The following is a 17,978-nucleotide window of genomic DNA, read 5'->3' as shown; positions in this document are numbered from 1 at the left end:
TGTGTTCATGTCAAGGTCTAAAAGACCGCTGCTACTTCTTAATCGTAACAGTATCAGCAGAAGTTTCGACACCGTTATCCAACTTAACCATTACCGCTGATTTAATTGGATTGTGGAGGTTGTCAATGGTCATAGTACCCGTTACACCCACGAAATTCTTGAGCTTAGCCAAATTATCGGCCAATTCGATAGAATTATGAGCTCCCTTAGCTGCCGCAGCAATCATATAAACAGAGTCATAAGACAGAGCTGAGAATTGGTTGGGTTGACCACCATATTTCTTTTGATAAGTCTTGATGAAGTCGCGAGCTTTTGCAGACAGGTCTGCCTTGGTTGAATAACCAGAGACATAGTAGACATTGCTTGCATCCTTCTCACCAGCTAGGTCAATGAAGGTCTTATCACTGAAACCATCAGGACCCAGGATTGGTTTATCAATACCGATATCACGGGCCTGTTTGGTAATGAGACCAGTTTCAGTATAGTAACCCGGCATAACGATTAAGTCATAATCCTTATCTTTAATAGCTGTCAGGGCTGATTGGAAGTCCGTATCGTTGGCCACAAAGGTTTGGGTAGAAACGATTTGACCCTTGTAGCTCTTCTTGAACTGATCCGCAATCCCTTTAGCATAGTCACTAGAGTTATCGTAGAAGAGAACAACCTTCTTAGCCTGCATGTTTTCCTGGGCATATTGAGCCAGAACCTGACCTTGGAAACTATCCCTAAAGGTCGTCCGGAAGACAAAGCGTTTGGCCTTTTCCTTACCACTTGTAGAATCAACGGTTAAGTCATCCTGCGTACCTGAAGGTGACAAGAGGGGTACCCCTGTCTTTTGGGCATTGAGTGAAGCCGCTGAAACCGCACCAGAGGTCGCTGGGCCAATGATGGCATTGACCTGGTTTTGGACAGCCAAGTTGGTTGCAGCCGTCGAACTTTCGGCATTATCAGACTTGTTGTCCTTGGTTACTAGTTCCAACTTCTTACCATCAACACCGCCGGCCTTGTTGATTTCCTCAACAGCCAACTTGATACCCTTGTTTTCTGCACTACCATAGGCAGATACGGGACCGGTCAACTCCATGTCGACCCCAATTTTAATGGTATCTCCGATTTTGGTTCCCTGGGCATTGCTGGTAACATCGGGCGACTTACCACAAGCCGCCAAAGTCACAGCAGCCAGTAGAGCCATACCAGTTGCGATAATCTTTTTGCGCATAAGATTATTCTCCTCATTCTAAATTTAAAAGCAGTTCGGGATTTATTCCCAATTCTACCGCTTTTTAAGGCTATTGAATAGAATACAGAATTATCTGATAATTGTCAAGGGTATTTACCTGAGCTTGGGAAAGCTTGTCGTGTAAGGGTTTACAACGCTTTTGCTATTTATACTTTGTTGAAAGCAGGGTTTTCAATTTTGATACTTTCTAACGTAGTAAGTTTACCAATGATTAAAAATCGCTGATAAACTACGGTAATCGCTAGAGCGAGTTACCTAGCTACCTTACTAATTCCATTTTAAAAATAGCATCGATTTTTAAAATGGAATGTCGTTTAAAAGTGCGGACGCAAGAAGAAATTATCCGGTGGATGATTTCTTAGAATCCAAAGGAGTTTCATACCACTTTGGCGAAAGTATCACCCCATCTTTTTCTCATCTAGAAAACTAGCCCCTTCTAGAAAGACACGACTGAACTAGAAGTAGAATTAGAAATTGTAAGTTTTGAGATTCAAAGTGTATAAGTCAATTAAAAAAAGCTAGGTCCTTTCAAGGACTAGCTAGATTATCTTATTGTTCCACCGCTGGTAGGTCCTCTCGAAGCAGACTACCGACGAAGTCTTGATTGATATCGTCCAAGTGAGAAGGACGAACCCTTTTGACAAATTTCAACTTTTTCAGGGCATCGACTACTTCCTCCTGCTTCTGCGCATCCAGGTAGAGTTGAACATAACGGAAGCGCCGTGAGTGGTAAATCATATCGCCATAGCGATTCAACTTGCGGGCATCCCGATTATAATAGAGATAAACGATAATCCCCACTCGTTTTTCTTTCTCAAACATGCTTGTTTAACTTATCCTTTCTCACGAATGTTCTGACCTCGACCATGGCCGTGTTGTTGATGATGTGGCGCCAGGGGCAATCCCGTATCAACAAAAATATCAGTCGAAATGGTCTGAGCCAGTTGCTGGGTAACTTCTGCCAGGAGGCGCTGGAGGGCAACCTCTGCTGCCCGAAAATCCTGCATAGTCTGGGTCAGGTCAATTTGTCGCTTTAGGCGCAAGACCCGACGACGAAGCTGGGCAATCTCTGGCCGGTACTTGGCAAATTCCTTTTGTTCCTCATAGCTGGCCCGGAGTTCTCGAAAAGTGGCCAACTGAATTTGGAGCTCTGAGTCTGCTACCAAGTCTGCCTTACTTACCTGATAAGCTTGAGCCTGTGGGCTGGCTAAAATCGCCTCAACCAAGCTATCAATAGCATCATCAATGGCCAGTAAGTCCTCATTAATTTCTAACATATTCCTATTATAGCATATTGAAAAACCGACTAAATCTGGCCGGCTTTTTAGGTGAGTTCTAATTGAGGGCTTACTTCAATTCATTGTTTTCCATGATTTCGTCAATGAAGCCATAATCAAGGGTTTCTTTGGCTGTCATCCAGTTATCACGTTCGGCATCGGCATGAATCTTCTTGAGACTTTGACCTGAATTGTCAGCTAAGATTTTTTCAAGTGTTTCACGAGTTTGCAAGAGATGTTCAGCAGCGATAGTTAGATCAGATTGTTGAGTACCGGCACCAGTACCACCCATTGGCTGGTGAATCATGTATTCAGCGTGAGGGAGCATAAAGCGTTTGCCTTTGGCACCGCTGGAAGCGATGATGGTCCCCATAGAAGCTGCCATCCCCATAACAATGGTTTGGACATCTGACTTGATGAAATTCATGGTGTCAACAATAGCCAAACCAGCTGAGACAGAGCCACCTGGGCTATTAACATAGAGGTAGATGTCCTTAGTACTATCCTGGGCATCTAAGAAAAGCAGTTGGGCAATGATGGAGTTAGCCATATTGTCCTCAACTGGACCTGTCAACATGACAATGCGGTCTTTTAAAAGGCGAGAATAAATATCGTAGGAGCGTTCCCCACGGCTGGTTTGTTCAATAACTACTGGGATCATAAAGGTTCTCCGTTTCTTAACTTAAATTTGGACAGGTAACCGACCTGCTTGAGTAGAGATTGGTCGCCTTATCACCGTGACACCATTATAGCTGTTTGGTCAAAAAAGGTCAAATAAAAAACTTAGATAAGGCAAATACTTTATATGCATCAAAGCTTTCATTTTTGATACTTTCTTAAAAAGTGCGGACGCAAGCAACCTCCTTGCGGAGTTTCATTGCTAATTTTCGAGCCAATGTCTCGAAAATTCCGTTCTTAGCAACAAATGTGGTTGTTGCTAAGAATACCACTTTGGTGAAAGTATCACTCTATTCTTAGGTCGCTAGCCACAGCTTTTTTCCTTTTTAATAAGATTTTGCAAATCTAGAGCTGTCAGCTGAAAAATTTGAAGTTTGATTAGTATAAAATGAGAGTGAGTTGGCCTTGTTACGCCAGAACTGCCAATTTCCTTGACCGACCTAGCACAGCCGATTCAAGTGATTAATGCCACAAAACTAGCGAGGCCAGGACTTGACATCCCAGCCTCAGCTTTTGCTTTATTAATTTATTTGGTGCCGAAGAGTCGGTCACCAGCATCACCCAGACCTGGAACAATATAGCCATTTTCATTGAGCTTTTCGTCCAGAGCTGCGGTGTAGATATCGATGTCAGGATGGGCTTCTTGCAGGGCCTTAACCCCTTCAGGAGCCGCTACCAAGCAGACAAATTTAATATTGGCTGCACCACGCTTCTTCAAGGAATCAACCCCTAAAATCGCTGAACCACCTGTTGCCAACATAGGGTCGACCAAGAAGATTTGTCTTTGGTCAATATCTTCTGGCAATTTAACCAGATATTCAACAGGTTGCAGGGTCTCTTCATCCCGGTACATACCGATATGACCGACCTTGGCTGCTGGAACCAGACTGACCAGGCCATCAACCATACCGATACCAGCTCGCAGGATTGGGACAATGGCCAATTTCTTACCAGCCAATTGTTTTTGCGTGGTCTTGGTAATTGGCGTTTGAATCTCAATATCTTCCAGAGGCAGGTCACGTGAGACTTCATAACCCATCAGCATAGCAATCTCGTTAACCAATTCACGAAAGACCTTGGTAGAAGTGTCCTCCCGGCGCAAAATTGACAATTTGTGTTGAATCAGTGGATGTGAAATAACTTGAAATTTTCCCATAATGTGTCAGCTTGCTTGAAGCTTGCCACCTTTCTAGATATTTTTCTTTATTATAGCAAAACATCCGATATTTAGCAGGAAAATTCAGGAATTAGAGATCGCCTGACCCAAATATCCTTACTGCTTATACTCAATGGAAATCAAAAACAGGATGGAGCAAAGACCTCAGCCATTCAAAGGCGAGGTCAAACGGCAATCCCTATGGCGATTGCCTAGCTCCCTCACTAACTCAGATAAAATAGTATTATCGACTATTTTATCTTCGTGTCGCAAGGGAACGAACTGCAGGTAGCTCAAAAGGTCTGGGAGACCTTTTGAGGTGGACAAATTGAGAAAGCTTTGCTTTCCTCAGTAAGTACGGCAAAGTGAGTTAACGACGGAAAATTTTGATTTTCGAAGAGTATTAGAAGACCTTAACCAAACGATCCAAGGCATCCTCTAAAGTAGCCTTAGGTGTAGCGACATTGAGTCGAGCGTGGCTAACTCCTTCTTTACCAAAGGTTGAGCCGACATTAAGAATCAATTTAGCTTCTTCCTTGATTTTGCGGTGGAGCTCCTCATCGTCTAGGTCGTAAGCAGAAAAATCTAGCCAAACCAGATAGGTTCCTTCCGGCTTCATGACCTTGATTTGCGTTTCTTTAGTCAAACGCTCAACAACCAGATTGATATTATCTTCCAATACCTGCTTGAGCTCAGCCAACCAAGCTTGACCATGGCGAAAGGCCGTTTCGGTTGTTACCAGACCAATAGTTGGTACCTCATGCTGATTATTGGCCAGCTGGCGCTTCTTGAAAAGAGCTCTCAACTCAGGTTTTTCAATAATGGCAAAGCTATTCTTGGTCCCAGCGACATTGAAAGTCTTGGTAGCGCTAGAGAGAATCAGAGTGAAATCCTTGAAATCGCCCAGAGTGTTGAGTGAATGGTGCTTGTTGCCAAAGAGGGCTAGGTCTTGGTGAATCTCATCAGAAACCAAGATGACATGGTGTTTGTGGCAGAGCTCTGCCACCTTGACCAGCTCTTCTGGACTCCAGACCCGACCGCCAGGATTATGGGGACTGCAGAAAACGTAGACCTTGACCTGATTATCCACCAAATCTTTTTCCAGTTGGTCAAAATCTAACTCAAAGTGGCCATTTCTTTCAACCAAGGAATTTTCAACCAACTTGCGATTATTGAGCTTGACCGAACGGGCAAAGGGCGGATAGACCGGCGTGTTGATGAGGACAGCTTCACCCTCCTTACTGAAGGCCTGAATAGCCACGGAAATAGCTGGCACCACTCCTTCAATCAGAACCAAGGTTTCCTTATCAAAACTATAGCCGTGCTGCTCTTTTTCCCAGGTCTGAATAGACTCCAGCACCTGGTCTGAAAAATAGGGATAGCCATAGACCTCACGGTCGGCATAGACTTGAACAGCTGCCTTCATTTCAGGGAAGGCCAGAAAATCCATATCAGCCACCCAGAGGGGCAGGAGGTCACGATTAGCCTCCACTTCTTTCCACTTCATGGAATGGTTGTTGAGGCGATTGGGTAGGGTGGTGAAATCGTATTGTGTCATCTTTTTCTCCTGACTAATTTTGCTTGAGCTCACAAGGAGCTCTGGACTCATCAAACTAGGAAAGTTACAAACAAGACTTAACTACTGACTTATTAGCTTTCTAGAGCCTGTTTAAGGTCATTAACCAAATCTTGACTATCTTCAATACCGATAGAGAGGCGCAAGAGGTCATCGGTCAAACCATAAGAAGCTCTGACTGCAGCTGGAATATCGGCGTGGGTTTGAGTTGTTGGGTAGGTAATGAGACTTTCCACGCCCCCCAGACTTTCAGCAAAGGTGAAGACCTGCAAGCTATTGATGATAGCTGGAATTTTAGCCTGGTCCTTGACCTTGAAGGAGACCATGCCTCCCTTGCCGGTGTAAAGGACTTCCTTAACAGCTGGCGATTCTTGCAAGAAGTTGGCGACAGATTGGGCATTCTTGGTCGAAGCTTCCATCCTGAGCTTGAGGGTCTTGAGCCCCCGCATGAGCATGTAACTATCAAAAGGCGACAGATTAGGACCCGTAGTATTTAGATTATAGAGAAGCTTATCATAGTAGTCTTGGTTGCTTGTGATGACAACTCCCGCTAGAACATCATTGTGTCCCGCTAGGTATTTGGTCGCAGAGTGGACCACGATATCTGCCCCCAGCTCAATTGGGTTTTGGTAAATGGGGCTGTAGAAGGTATTGTCAACAATGACTACTGCCCCCTTTTGGTGGGCCAGTTCTGCCACCGTCTTAATATCAAACTCAATCATGAGGGGGTTGGTCGGCGTTTCGATATAGACAATGTCGGTATCGTCAGAAATAGCTGCTACCATCTCAGCCTGCGAATTGGCATAGGTAAAGGAGAAACGGCCCTGCTCTTCCTGGTCATTAAACCAGCGGAAGGAGCCACCGTAGAGGTCCCGAGCTGCCACGACCTTGGAACCAACCGGGAAGATTTCCAAGGCCAGAACAATGGCACTCATGCCGGAACTAGTGGCAATAGCATAATCAGCCTTTTCAATGGCTGCCAAGGTTTTTTCCAATGTAGCCCTGGTAGGATTTTTGGTCCGGGTGTAGTCAAAACCCGTCGACTGACCAAATTCAGGGTGCTGATAGGTCGTTGAAAAATGCAGGGGAGCCGCCAAAGCTCCCGTTTCCTTATCAGAATTGATTCCCGCATGCGCCAATATTGTCGCTAGTTTATAATCTTGTGTCATCAAATCGCCTCCTTAATCGTTACTTGTAATTGTAACACGGTTTGAGGCAAGCAAAACTCCAATCTTCCATACTTAAATTTGATAGTGAGCTATAAGAAAAAGTTATAAGCATGAAAAAGGCCCAGATTTTTGGGCCTCAGCTTACTCATCAAAGAACTGATAAAAATCTGGTATTACTTGGGTCAGCAGGTCAGTCGGTTGATAGAGAACGAATTTTTTAGATTTCCTACTTTCCAATAACTTAGCTTCCTTCAAGATTCGTAGGTGGCGCGAAATAGCAGAATTGCTCATAAGCAAGATTTGCGCTAGGGATTGAGTGGTGGACGGCTTGTCCGCTAACTGGTGTAGAATTTGCAAACGAACAGGATCACTAAGGGCTTTAAAAATAGTAGTTAGACCTTTCGAATTTATGGCGTAGCTATTATTTTCTTGGGTCAGAGCGTAGCCCAGACAGATTCCCTGCTCGAAGCTATCAACAAAGAGGTGAGGCCATATAAAATAACTTGGTAAAAGCACAATGACCGCCTTATCATCAAGCAATAGAGTCTCTTCAAAAGGTTTAGTGACTAATAAATCTTGACCTTGCCAATGAATTCTGTCACTCTCCAAATGATTGAACATTTCTCTGATACTAGTTTGTCGTAAATATTGAGATTGCTTTTTAATTTCTCCAAGAATCTTTTGTCCAATTTTCCTTTCTTCCCAGGTTTTATCAAAGATGTTCTGGCGATACCAGTCGATAAAATGATAAAGCCTTTGGTAAACTAAACTCGGTTTCTGAGCTAAATCTTCTAACAAATCCTCACTCGATTGGGGTTGGTAGTCCTGCCACTCCAGTCCCTTAGCCAAATTAGGAATAAAACTATTTTCACGGTTTTGCTTTACTTTTTTCAAGTTTGCTAATAATTTATCAACCGGATAAGTAGCCAAGTAAGCTTTTAATTGTTGAAGTTCATCGTCAAGATTATTGCTATGGTATTTGAAATTAGCTAAGAGCAGAGGAGCAACTCCTAATTCATAGAAAAGGCTGAAATAATGGAGGTCTTGATAAAATTTTTTAGTCAACCCTTTTTCGATAGATAGGACCCAGTCAATATTAGTTCCATGATGGCGTGGATTGAGAAGAACATGGAGGCTTCTAAAAAGTTCATGCAAGGGAGAATAGACGAATTGGATACGTTGGGTTAAGGTTTCATCTGTTTTTAGAGCGTAATCACTAAATTTAATTCTGATAGCCATTGAGTTCTCCCTTATCAAACGATTCGAATTTTCTAGAATTGATTGATTGTTTGTCGCCTTTATTATAGCATAAGCCTAAGCTAGTAAAGGGGGGTTGCTAGATATGAAAAGCAATCGCAAGAATTATTATGTGACAACTATCGCTGGCCTAGGAATGCTTCTATCAACCCTAGACACCGGGATTATCAACGTTGCCCTATCTTATTTGAAAGTCCATTTTCAGACGACGACCAATATTGCAGCTACTGCTATTACTGGTTACAGTCTAGCCTTGTCTATCTGTATTTTACCCATCGGAGTTTTAAGCGACCGAATTGGTAAGTTAAAAATTTCCTATTTTGGTTTTGCTCTTTTTGGGTTGAGCTCATTATTTTGTGGCCTAGCAGCAAGCATGCCTTGGCTTGTCTTTTGGCGGATTTTTCAGGGAATCGGTGCCGCTGCTTTACAAGCAACATCAGCAGCTCTGATTACGACATTAGTTTCTGAAGAGCAAAAGAATAGCGCCATCAGTATTTTAGGAGTTATGATTGGCTTGGGGCCAGTTCTTGGCCCTTCACTTGGGGGACTACTCTTGTCCCTGAATCTCTGGCAATTTATTTTTTGGATTAACCTGCCTTTCGCTCTGATTGCCCTAGTCTGCAACCACTACCTCATCAAAAAAGTCAGCGAGAATAAGGTTAAGGTAAAAATTGATTGGGCTGGAAGTATTATCAATGCTTTTGCCTTGGTTAGCCTTTTATTAGGTTTGACACTCTTAAGTAAGTCAAATAATATGACCATCAGTCTAGGACTTATACTTTTGAGCTTGCTGATTGGCTTGGTTTTTTACCGCTACGAACTCCATAGAGATAATGCTTTAGTAGCTGTTAAGAGCTTGAAAGAAAACCATAGGCTCATTTCTTATCTATTTCAAACCATCGCCTTTGGATTTGCCTCTGCCATGGTATTTCTACTGCCACCTTTTATATTTGAACAGGTCTATGGATTAAGCGCCGGTTTAACAGGACTTCTGGTATTAGGAGCGCCTGCCGGATTAGTCATCTTTTCAAGGGTCTCGGGAAAATTAAACGATGGCCATAAGAATCAACGCTACAGCCTACTGGGCCTCATTATTATTGTGTTAGCCTTAGCTTTTCTAGCCGTTTTCAATCAGAATTGGAATTACTTACTGCTAACATTAGGTCTATTTATCTATGGTATCGGTGGCGGCTATTTCCAACCAGCCAATATTGCCAGCATTATGAAGGCCAGTTCCCTAGAAATGCAGGGGAATGCTGGAGCACTTCAACGAATGGTGCAAAACGTCGCCATCTCAACTGGTTCTGCTCTTGGCTCCACTTGCCTTAATCATTGGTCGGGAAATATCATCCTGGCCAGCAGAGTCGGATGGCTCATCACCTTAGTTGTGGTTCTGCTAAGCTTAATAAGCCTTGGAAAATCAAATAAATGAAATCATAACCGCCCGTCAAACAGGTGATTAACACGAGGATTGTAAGTTCAAAAAGACAACCAGAGCCAAAATGAAAAGGAGTACCAAACAAATGGTATTCCTTTTTTTACAATCATTATTTAATATGGAACCTCTGTCTCAGGCTTTCTGCCTTACGGCCTAAAAGGCCATCAACTTGACGGGTGCGCAGAGCAAAGTAGCCGTAAACACAGACGCCCAGAGATCCCAGAATGACAACGTGAACTAGGCTAGAAACTCGACCGACAACTGGATAAACCTGACTGAGGCCAAAGTAGCCTAGGCCGACAACTAGACCCATGACCAGAGTCATCCAAAGGATGGTGCCTGCATCTTTTCTAATTTCAGCATGGTCGAACTCGGTCACTTCTTGAATCTTGAAATACATGAGGACAATTGGAATCCAAAGGGCCAGGGCCGTTGCTACCAGCGGACCGTAAGGGCCAAAGACATACATCATTGGAACCTGAAAAAGCACCTTGGCTAGAATTCCCCAGAGAAAGTACTGGATGGCCTTGCGATTTTCAAAGAGGGCTTGGAGCATAGGTGCCATGAGGGAATAGAGGGCCAGAAGCACCGTCTCAGCCATAACAAAGACAAAGAGATAGTGGGCTGTTTTAGTTGGCAGACCGTAGAAGACTACATAGATAGGCTTGGCCAAAATGACCGATCCGACAACGGCAGGCAAGATAAAGAGCCAGAGCATCTGCAGGTTGTTGACAACGACCTTGCGCAGCTCCTCCCAGTTTTTCTTGGTGAAGGACTCAGTAATGACCGGAATGCCGACACCACCGATGGAGGTGGCCACCGAAATCAAGATCATATTAATCTTGCTTGGATTAGCCGACATATAGCTAAAGAGGATATTACGTTCAGTCTGGCTATAGTTGGTGAAAAGGGCTAGGACATTATTGAAGGTTCCTTGGTCAATCAGCTGCAGGGTTTGGATGGCTGAACCCGTGATGATAAAGGGAATGGCTTCCTTGAAGGTTTCCTTGAGTAGACCCAAGGTATCAATCTTAATATTTTTGGCTTCCTTGGCAAAAATTTTCTTGAGTAGACCTGCCTTATTGAGGTAGAAAACCAAAACCGTCATGCTGGCAATCATACCGATAAAGGCGGCCAGGGTCGACTGGCTGACGGCCTTAACATAATCAGCCGAGCCCAGTTGCATGATGAAGTAAGCGGTCAAGAGCATCCAGATAACCCGAATCAGCTGCTCGAAAATCTGACTCATGGCATAGGGCTTAAAGTCACTGTACCCTTGGAAAATCCCCCGAATAACACTCATGGCGGGGAAGACCAGCACGGCTAGGGACAGGCTATGGATAACCGGAATCAGCTCTGGCCCAGTCCCCGACACAATGGCAAAAAGTGGTGAGGCCAGATACATGATAATGGCGAAGACCAGACCGACCACGCCCATGAGCTTGAGGAAGCTCTTAATCAGGTGAATGGAATGGTCTTCCTTATCCATGGCATTGTACTTGGCAATTTGCTTGGCCACGGCAACATTAATACCTGTGGTTGACAGCAAGAGGAAGTAGGCATAGATATTGTAGCCCATACCGTAGAGGGCATTGGCTTGGTTGCCATACTTCCCCATCCAGGCATACCATGGGATAATGTAGAGGGCACCCATGAGGCGACTCAGCGTATTACCGGTTGTTGCCCAGAAGGTCCCACGGGCCATCTTCTCATTCTGTGTTAATTGTTTTTCTGCCATAGGTCTCTTTCTTCTCTTGATTGTATTAGCGACACACAGTCCAAGCAACATTATCAATTGCCCGGGCGAGGTTTGAGCATAGAAAACTACAATAGTAGTTTTCGTAGTCACTCTAATTACTAATCTCTGCTAGAGTGACTTTGTGCGTGTCGACTATTCAATTGAACACGTCTACGACTCTGGGGAAAAAGATGAAGGCTCCTAGATGCCTCTGTGCATCTACGTCTCCTTCCCTATTTTCCCTTGAGTCGCTTAACGACTTTGTATCTTTGTTATTATAAACTTTTGCCTGTGACTTGTAAAACGGCAACATTCCGTCTAAAATAGTAGTCATGATAAAGATTGAGCAAGTGCTTGACATCCTCAAGCAAGATAAAAATTTTCGCGACATTTCCTACCGAGCTGATTTCGCCTATGATTGGGAAGGAGTCACCTTTGACCAGCTCAGCTATGACAGCCGTCAAGTCACTCCTTCTACCCTCTTTTTTGTTAAGGGGGCAGCCTTTAAAAAGGAATTTTTGCAAAGAGCTGTCGACCAAGGTCTAGGCTTCTATGTGGCGGAAAAGGATTACCAAGTTGGAATCCCAGCCATCCTAGTCAATGATATCAAGCAGGCTATGAGTCTGATTGCCATGGCCTTCTACGGGAATCCCCAAGACCAGTTGAAGATTTTGGCCTTCACCGGTACCAAGGGTAAGACAACGGCGGCCTACTTCGCCTACAATATTCTCAAATTGAGCCACAAGCCTGCCATGCTTTCGACCATGAATACCACTCTGGATGGCGTGATCTTTTTTAAATCTCAGTTGACCACGCCCGAAAGTTTGGATCTCTTTAAAATGATGGCTCAGGCGGTTGAAAATGGCCGTAGCCACCTGATTATGGAAGTATCTAGTCAGGCCTTCCTGGTTAAGCGGGTCTATGGTTTGACCTTTGATGTCGGTGTCTTTCTCAACATCAGCCCCGACCACATCGGGCCAATTGAACATCCGACCTTTGAGGACTACTTCTACCACAAGCGTCTGCTTATGGATAATAGCCGAGCTGTTGTGGTTAATAGTGGCATGGACCATTTTGCCATCGTCCGTGACCAAGTTGCCACAAGACCCCACGATTTTTACGGTCAAGATTCTGACAACCAGATAAAAAATGGTCGAGCCTTCGATTTTGACTTGACTGGTAAATTGGCTGGCCACTATGATATCCAACTTATCGGTGATTTCAATCAGGAAAATGCCCTGGCTGCTGGACTTGCCAGCCTGCGACTAGGAGCTAGTCTAGACGATATCCAAAAAGGTATCGCTGAAACTAGGGTGCCTGGCCGTATGGAAGTTCTGACTCAAGCCAATGGTGCCAAGGTCTTTGTTGACTATGCCCACAACGGCGACAGCCTGCAAAAGCTGCTGTCCGTAGTCACCCTGCACCAGACTGGGAAAAATATTCTCATCTTAGGAGCCCCAGGCAACAAGGGGGAAAGTCGCCGGGCAGACTTTGGGACTGTTATCAATCAACACCCCGACCTGCAAGTCATCCTGACTGCTGACGACCCTAATAAGGAAGATCCCCAAGCTATCTGTCAGGAAATTGCCAGCCACATCAATCGTCCCGTTGAGATTATTGTGGACCGGGAAACAGCTATTAAAAAGGCCCTGCAGGAAACCCAACAGGCCACAGATGCCGTGATTATTGCTGGTAAGGGAGCTGATGCCTTCCAAATCGTGGACGGTAAACGAGCAGCCTATGAGGGCGATATTGCTATCGCTCAAAAGTATCTTAATGATTAGAAACAATTTTAATTTAGAGGCCAAAATAAGAACCATTACAAAGAGCCAAATCCCTTGGGGGACTTGGCTTTTACTTTATTCAAAATATGGCTAAAAACGATTCCAAATTCAAAAATCCTATGCTATAATGTGAAGGAATTTCAAAACTCGTTTTCGGATAATTTGAGCCATGCAAGGTCCTCCCGTCGGTACAAGTTATGAAATTCAAATGTCGTCCTATTTTTTACTTTATAGATTGGCTTTGGTAGAGTTTGGCTAGGCAGTCCGTCTTCACACCATTCTTGCCACTTGCTTAGCTCTAAATTTTCTTCATCGGAGCAAAAGCCAGACCAGCAAGACCTTAAGCCTATCCAACCTGGGAAAGGCAGACTTCCTCTTAGCAGGATTGAGGCTTGTTCATATATTCTGTAGCATCAGTCAGTTAAGAGGGCCGATAATGCCCGATTAGCTGACTTAGTGAGAAGGTTAGGCAAACCACCATAGTGGTTGCCGTAGTAAATGGAGTCATTTCAATGACCCATTTACTTATCTTATTGAAAGGAGGCTCTGATGACACAGATTCGTGCAGACCAGATTCAGGTGGCCTATGATGATCGCACTATTATTGACAACTTATCGCTAGAGATTCCTCAAGGAAAGATAACGACCATCATTGGTGCCAATGGTTGTGGCAAATCAACCCTACTCAAGGCTCTGATCCGGATTCAACCGCTAAAAAAAGGGCAGATATACCTAGACGGTCAAGCTATCGCTAGCCTGCCGACCAAGGAAGTCGCCAAGAAATTGGCCCTCCTGCCTCAACAAACACAAGCCAGCAAGGGCATTTCTGTCTATGACTTGATTTCCTATGGTCGCTTTCCCCATCAGAAATATCTGGGCAGTCTAACTCAGGATGACCGCTCGACCATCCACTGGGCCATGGAGGTCACTAAGGTCACTGACTTTGCTAAGCTGGATGTTGATAGCTTGTCTGGTGGCCAACGCCAGCGGGTTTGGATTGCCATGGCTCTAGCTCAGGATACCGATACCATTTTCTTGGATGAGCCAACAACCTATCTGGACATGAATCACCAGCTGGAGGTTCTGGAATTGCTCCAAGAACTCAATCAAACAACTGGTAAGACCATTATCATGGTCCTGCACGACCTTAACCTAGCCGCTCGTTTCTCTGATGTCTTGATTGCCATGAAGGATGGACAAATCCTTCATCAAGGCTCTGTCCAAGAGATTATGACGGCTGACATTCTCAAGGAGATTTTCAAGATTGAGGCTCAACTCAGCCAAGATCCCCTTAGCAAACGCCCCATACTGCTGACCTATCAGCTGATAAAATAGATCATTCACAGGAGAAATTCTATGAAAAAACTAATGACAGCCCTCGTGGCCCTGCTAGCTACTCTCGTCCTCGTTGCCTGCAACAATTCCAAGGATACCAAGAAGGAAGCCGTCTCCTCCATGCCAAAAATTTCTGGCTTCACCTACTATGGCAAGGTTCCAAAGAATCCCAAAAAGGTCGTCAACTTTGCCTATTCCTACACAGGCTACCTGCTCGAGTTGGGAGTTGATGTCTCTAGCTATTCTCTGGATAACGAAAAGAACAGCCCAGCCTTTGGTGACAAGCTGAAAAATGCTAAAAAACTGACTTCGGAAGACACCGAAGCTATCGCGGCTCAAAAGCCAGATTTGATTATCGCCTTTTCAACTGACAAAAATATCAAACAGCTCAAGAAAATCGCTCCGGTTCTGGTCATTGAATATGGCAAGCGTGACTACCTGCAAATGCTCACCGACCTTGGTAAGGTCTTCGACAAGGAAGATAAGGCCAAGACCTGGTTGGCCAACTGGAAGAAGAAAACTGCCCAGGCCAAGCAAGAATTGAAGGACTATCTCCCTGAAAATGCTACATTTACCGTCATGGATTTCTACGACAAGGATATCTACCTCTACGGTAAAAACTGGGGCCGTGGTGGTGAGCTCATCTACGATGCCCTCGGCTATTCAGCACCGAAAAAGGTCCAAGATGATGTCTTCAAGACAGGATATTTCGGCGTTTCTCAAGAAGTCCTAGGCGACTATATGGGAGACTATGCCCTACTCAATGTCAGCAAGGCAACCAAGAACTCCGCAGCTTCTCTCAAGGAAAGCGACGTCTGGAAGAATATTTCAACCGTTCAAAACAAGCATGTCCTAGAAGTTGATGAAGAACTCTTCTACTTCTCAGACCCTATGTCCTTAGACAAACAGCTTCCTGCCTTTGTTAAGGCTGTCAAAGCAGCCAATTAGATTGGAAACAAGCATGAAGAAGCCCTCAACTCTTCTCAGACAAAAGAATAAGCCAAATCTTACTTGGCTTGTTTTTTTCATTATTCTTATTTTATTTATCCTGGCCTGCTACCTTTCCCTACGCTTCGGTGCCGTCAACTATAGTCAGGACCAGCTCTGGCAGGTCCTCTCCAATCCTTTTAAAAATTCTGCCAAGCAGGATATTATCATTGACTTGCGTTTACCCCGACTCCTAGCAGCCATTCTGGTGGGGGCTGCCATGGCTCAGGCTGGGGCCATCATGCAAGGAGTGACCCGAAATCCCATTGCCGACCCAGGCCTACTGGGCATCAATGCAGGAGCTGGGCTGGCCCTGATTCTGAGCTATGCCTTCCTGGGCAGTCTCCATTATAGCCTCATCCTGGTCCTCTGCCTGCTGGGTTCCCTCCTGGCTGCCCTCCTAGTTCTGGGCTTGTCTTATCGGCCAAGGCAGGGCTACCACCCTATTCGTTTGATTTTAGCTGGTGCCATGGTTGCCACCCTTTGCTCTGCTCTGGGTCAGGCCGTCACCCTCTATTTCAATCTAGAAACCAATGTCATTGGTTGGCAGGCTGGCGGTTTCTCACAACTCAACTGGAAAATGCTGGCCATCGTTAGTCCCCTGATTATTGGCGGTCTCGTCCTGGCCCAGCTTTTTTCCCACCAACTGACCATTCTCAGCCTCAATGAAACAGTCGCTAAGTCCCTGGGCCAAAGGACCAAACTAGTCTCTTTCCTGCTACTGGGAATTGTCCTTTTCCTGTCAGCTGGCTCTGTCGCCCTAGTCGGTAGCATTGCCTTTATTGGGCTGATTATCCCCCATTTCCTCCGGTTTTTTATTGTTCGTGACTATCGCTATTTACTTCCCTTAACTGGTTTTGCCGGAGCCACTTTTTTGGTCTATGTCGATTTGCTCAGTCGGATTGTCAATCCACCTAGCGAAGTCCCCATCAGTGCCATCATCAGCATTCTGGGACTCCCTTGTTTCCTATGGTTGATTAGAAGAGGAGGTGACCTCTGATGCTAAAAAAATCTTCTTTCAAGGCCTTCTCGCTCCTCTTACTACTTGCCGTGGTTATCTATCTCTCGCTCTCAGTTGGCTACAGTCGCTCATCCTTGACGGACCTAGCCCAGCTCCTAGTTGGTCAAGGTGACCAGGCTCAAAATTTTATTATCACGAGTATTCGCCTGCCAAGGGTTCTGGCCTGCCTCATCGGTGGAGGATCCTTAGCCCTAGCCGGTTCTCTCCTGCAAACATTGACTCGAAATCCCTTGGCTGATTCGGGAATCTTGGGCATCAATGCTGGGGCAGGGTTAGTCATGACCATCATGATTGGTCTGGCAACAGACAGTAGTATCGAAACAACCAGTTCCCTGCCCATCTTTGCCATGCTGGGAGGAGCCGGAGCTATCCTCCTAGTCTATCTCATGTCCCTGCAGAAAAACCGCAGCATCAATCCCAACCGCCTGATTATCACAGGTGTCGGGATCTCCAGCATGCTTTCAGGGATAATGGTCGCCATTCTCAGCCTGACCGATGATAATAAAATGACCAGCATTATTTCCTGGCTCAGCGGGAAAATTACCGGCAATGATTGGACTAGTCTGGCCATTTTCTCTCCCTTCCTCATCCTACTCTGGCTGCTCACCCTTAGCCGCAGCAGGTCCCTTAATATTATGGCTCTCAATGAGCAAACAGCCCTGGCTCTTGGGCTTCGTCTCCAGAGGGAACGCCTCATCACCCTGGGCTTTGCGACAGCCCTAGCTTCCCTCAGTGTCGTTCTGGTTGGGAATATCACCTTTCTGGGCCTGGTTGCCGGCCATATTAGCCGTCGCCTCTTAGGCAGCCAGCACCAGGCCAGCCTGCCTGCCTCGCTCTTGATTGGCATGATTCTCCTCACCAGCTCTGATACCGTCGGACGCCTACTCTTAGTGGGAACGGGTATTCCGACAGGCATCATTGTCTCCCTGCTGGGTGCCCCTTATTTTCTCTATCTCATGCTCAGAGAAAATTAACCTCCAGACCTCTCCCCGACTTGTTATTAATATGATAAATTGTAAAATATAGTGCAACAAAAAAACTCATAGCGTTTCATTGGTGTAAACTGTAAGTAACCACACAAACAGAACCCGAGGAAAAACTATGAGCTACTCCCATCTTACCATAACCGACCGAATAAAGATAGAAACCTACTTAGAATTAGGTTTGAAACCTTGCCAAATTGCAAATAAACTTGGCGTCCATAAGTCTACTATTTCAAGAGAGTTAAGACGATGCCAAAATGGTTATTCCGCAGCTTTAGCACAGGAACAGTACGACCACAGGGCTAAGCAAAAAGGTCGGAAGTCTCGTTTGACACCAAA

General features: G+C 45.1%; 16 protein-coding genes. 7 read left to right on the top strand and 9 right to left on the bottom strand.

Annotated elements, in window-relative coordinates; translation table 11 throughout:
* Nucleotides 1–31 precede the first annotated feature (31 nt).
* From BS63_RS0104375 to BS63_RS0104340, 8 genes are all read right to left on the bottom strand, one after another.
* Complete coding sequence (locus BS63_RS0104375) at nucleotides 32–1,219, bottom strand: ABC transporter substrate-binding protein (RefSeq protein WP_002962687.1); 1,188 nt, start codon at nucleotides 1,217–1,219, stop codon at nucleotides 32–34.
* A 570-nt stretch (nucleotides 1,220–1,789) separates the two neighbouring features.
* Entirely contained in the window at nucleotides 1,790–2,062 is a 273-nt protein-coding gene (locus tag BS63_RS0104370; RefSeq protein WP_002963346.1) for a DUF2129 domain-containing protein, read from the bottom strand.
* Between the two features lie 11 nt (nucleotides 2,063–2,073).
* On the bottom strand, nucleotides 2,074–2,517 hold the full coding sequence (locus BS63_RS0104365) for a YlbF/YmcA family competence regulator (protein ID WP_002963347.1): 444 nt from the start codon (nucleotides 2,515–2,517) through the stop codon (nucleotides 2,074–2,076).
* Between the two features lie 70 nt (nucleotides 2,518–2,587).
* On the bottom strand, nucleotides 2,588–3,178 hold the full coding sequence (locus tag BS63_RS0104360; RefSeq protein WP_002963348.1) for an ATP-dependent Clp protease proteolytic subunit: 591 nt from the start codon (nucleotides 3,176–3,178) through the stop codon (nucleotides 2,588–2,590).
* Between the two features lie 543 nt (nucleotides 3,179–3,721).
* Nucleotides 3,722–4,351 (bottom strand): uracil phosphoribosyltransferase, encoded by a 630-nt coding sequence (upp, locus tag BS63_RS0104355; protein ID WP_002963394.1) that lies wholly within the window; start codon nucleotides 4,349–4,351, stop codon nucleotides 3,722–3,724.
* 403 nt (nucleotides 4,352–4,754) lie between these two features.
* On the bottom strand, nucleotides 4,755–5,909 hold the full coding sequence (locus BS63_RS0104350; protein ID WP_002960338.1) for a MalY/PatB family protein: 1,155 nt from the start codon (nucleotides 5,907–5,909) through the stop codon (nucleotides 4,755–4,757).
* Nucleotides 5,910–6,001: 92 nt separating this feature from the next.
* The gene (locus tag BS63_RS0104345; RefSeq protein WP_002960340.1) at nucleotides 6,002–7,096 is read right to left on the bottom strand and encodes a cystathionine gamma-synthase; all 1,095 of its coding nucleotides are present in this window, start codon (nucleotides 7,094–7,096) and stop codon (nucleotides 6,002–6,004) included.
* Between the two features lie 141 nt (nucleotides 7,097–7,237).
* Nucleotides 7,238–8,335, bottom strand: coding sequence for an ArsR/SmtB family transcription factor (locus BS63_RS0104340; RefSeq protein ID WP_002960342.1), 1,098 nt, complete (start codon nucleotides 8,333–8,335; stop codon nucleotides 7,238–7,240).
* A 103-nt stretch (nucleotides 8,336–8,438) separates the two neighbouring features.
* Between BS63_RS0104340 and BS63_RS0104335 the strand changes: the two genes are divergently transcribed.
* On the top strand, nucleotides 8,439–9,785 hold the full coding sequence (locus tag BS63_RS0104335) for an MFS transporter (RefSeq protein WP_028798450.1): 1,347 nt from the start codon (nucleotides 8,439–8,441) through the stop codon (nucleotides 9,783–9,785).
* A gap of 115 nt (nucleotides 9,786–9,900) precedes the next feature.
* Here BS63_RS0104335 and BS63_RS0104330 read toward each other — a convergent pair whose 3' ends face one another.
* A complete protein-coding gene (locus BS63_RS0104330) occupies nucleotides 9,901–11,529 on the bottom strand; it encodes a putative polysaccharide biosynthesis protein (protein ID WP_002960344.1) in 1,629 nt (542 codons plus the stop codon).
* Nucleotides 11,530–11,861: 332 nt separating this feature from the next.
* On the opposite strand from BS63_RS0104330, the gene BS63_RS0104320 reads away from it, so the two are divergent.
* From BS63_RS0104320 to BS63_RS01000000110895, 6 genes are all read left to right on the top strand, one after another.
* On the top strand, nucleotides 11,862–13,313 hold the full coding sequence (locus BS63_RS0104320; RefSeq protein WP_002960346.1) for a UDP-N-acetylmuramoyl-L-alanyl-D-glutamate--L-lysine ligase: 1,452 nt from the start codon (nucleotides 11,862–11,864) through the stop codon (nucleotides 13,311–13,313).
* Nucleotides 13,314–13,862: 549 nt separating this feature from the next.
* The gene (locus BS63_RS0104315) at nucleotides 13,863–14,648 is read left to right on the top strand and encodes an ABC transporter ATP-binding protein (RefSeq protein WP_019769587.1); all 786 of its coding nucleotides are present in this window, start codon (nucleotides 13,863–13,865) and stop codon (nucleotides 14,646–14,648) included.
* Nucleotides 14,649–14,669: 21 nt separating this feature from the next.
* Nucleotides 14,670–15,596 carry an ABC transporter substrate-binding protein gene (locus tag BS63_RS0104310; RefSeq protein WP_002960352.1) on the top strand — a complete coding sequence of 309 codons (927 nt, stop codon included), beginning with the start codon at nucleotides 14,670–14,672 and terminating at the stop codon, nucleotides 15,594–15,596.
* A gap of 13 nt (nucleotides 15,597–15,609) precedes the next feature.
* The gene (locus BS63_RS0104305) at nucleotides 15,610–16,635 is read left to right on the top strand and encodes a FecCD family ABC transporter permease (protein ID WP_002960354.1); all 1,026 of its coding nucleotides are present in this window, start codon (nucleotides 15,610–15,612) and stop codon (nucleotides 16,633–16,635) included.
* Entirely contained in the window at nucleotides 16,635–17,630 is a 996-nt protein-coding gene (locus tag BS63_RS0104300; RefSeq protein WP_002960356.1) for a FecCD family ABC transporter permease, read from the top strand. Before BS63_RS0104305 ends, BS63_RS0104300 begins: the two co-directional genes overlap by 1 nt.
* A gap of 127 nt (nucleotides 17,631–17,757) precedes the next feature.
* On the top strand, nucleotides 17,758–17,978 hold a 221-nt coding region (locus BS63_RS01000000110895), incomplete at its 3' end, for a helix-turn-helix domain-containing protein (protein ID WP_032798551.1).

Source organism: Streptococcus sobrinus DSM 20742 = ATCC 33478 (genome assembly GCF_000686605.1).
Classification (GTDB): Bacteria; Bacillota; Bacilli; order Lactobacillales; family Streptococcaceae; genus Streptococcus; species Streptococcus sobrinus.
The sequence above is the reverse complement of the archived record's forward strand: the minus strand, read 5'-3'. Positions and strand labels throughout refer to the sequence as shown.

Excerpts from the sequence above, each read along its gene's own strand:
- BS63_RS0104315 (WP_019769587.1), top strand. The coding sequence starts at position 13,863 with ATGACACAGATTCGTGCAGACCAGATTCAGGTGGCCTATGATGATCGC.
- upp (WP_002963394.1), bottom strand. The coding sequence starts at position 4,351 with ATGGGAAAATTTCAAGTTATTTCACATCCACTGATTCAACACAAATTG.
- BS63_RS0104335 (WP_028798450.1), top strand. The coding sequence starts at position 8,439 with ATGAAAAGCAATCGCAAGAATTATTATGTGACAACTATCGCTGGCCTA.
- BS63_RS0104320 (WP_002960346.1), top strand. The coding sequence starts at position 11,862 with ATGATAAAGATTGAGCAAGTGCTTGACATCCTCAAGCAAGATAAAAAT.
- BS63_RS0104375 (WP_002962687.1), bottom strand. The coding sequence starts at position 1,219 with ATGCGCAAAAAGATTATCGCAACTGGTATGGCTCTACTGGCTGCTGTG.
- BS63_RS0104360 (WP_002963348.1), bottom strand. The coding sequence starts at position 3,178 with ATGATCCCAGTAGTTATTGAACAAACCAGCCGTGGGGAACGCTCCTAC.
- BS63_RS0104370 (WP_002963346.1), bottom strand. The coding sequence starts at position 2,062 with ATGTTTGAGAAAGAAAAACGAGTGGGGATTATCGTTTATCTCTATTAT.
- BS63_RS0104300 (WP_002960356.1), top strand. The coding sequence starts at position 16,635 with ATGCTAAAAAAATCTTCTTTCAAGGCCTTCTCGCTCCTCTTACTACTT.
- BS63_RS0104345 (WP_002960340.1), bottom strand. The coding sequence starts at position 7,096 with ATGACACAAGATTATAAACTAGCGACAATATTGGCGCATGCGGGAATC.
- BS63_RS0104365 (WP_002963347.1), bottom strand. The coding sequence starts at position 2,517 with ATGTTAGAAATTAATGAGGACTTACTGGCCATTGATGATGCTATTGAT.
- BS63_RS0104305 (WP_002960354.1), top strand. The coding sequence starts at position 15,610 with ATGAAGAAGCCCTCAACTCTTCTCAGACAAAAGAATAAGCCAAATCTT.
- BS63_RS0104310 (WP_002960352.1), top strand. The coding sequence starts at position 14,670 with ATGAAAAAACTAATGACAGCCCTCGTGGCCCTGCTAGCTACTCTCGTC.
- BS63_RS0104340 (WP_002960342.1), bottom strand. The coding sequence starts at position 8,335 with ATGGCTATCAGAATTAAATTTAGTGATTACGCTCTAAAAACAGATGAA.
- BS63_RS0104350 (WP_002960338.1), bottom strand. The coding sequence starts at position 5,909 with ATGACACAATACGATTTCACCACCCTACCCAATCGCCTCAACAACCAT.
- BS63_RS0104330 (WP_002960344.1), bottom strand. The coding sequence starts at position 11,529 with ATGGCAGAAAAACAATTAACACAGAATGAGAAGATGGCCCGTGGGACC.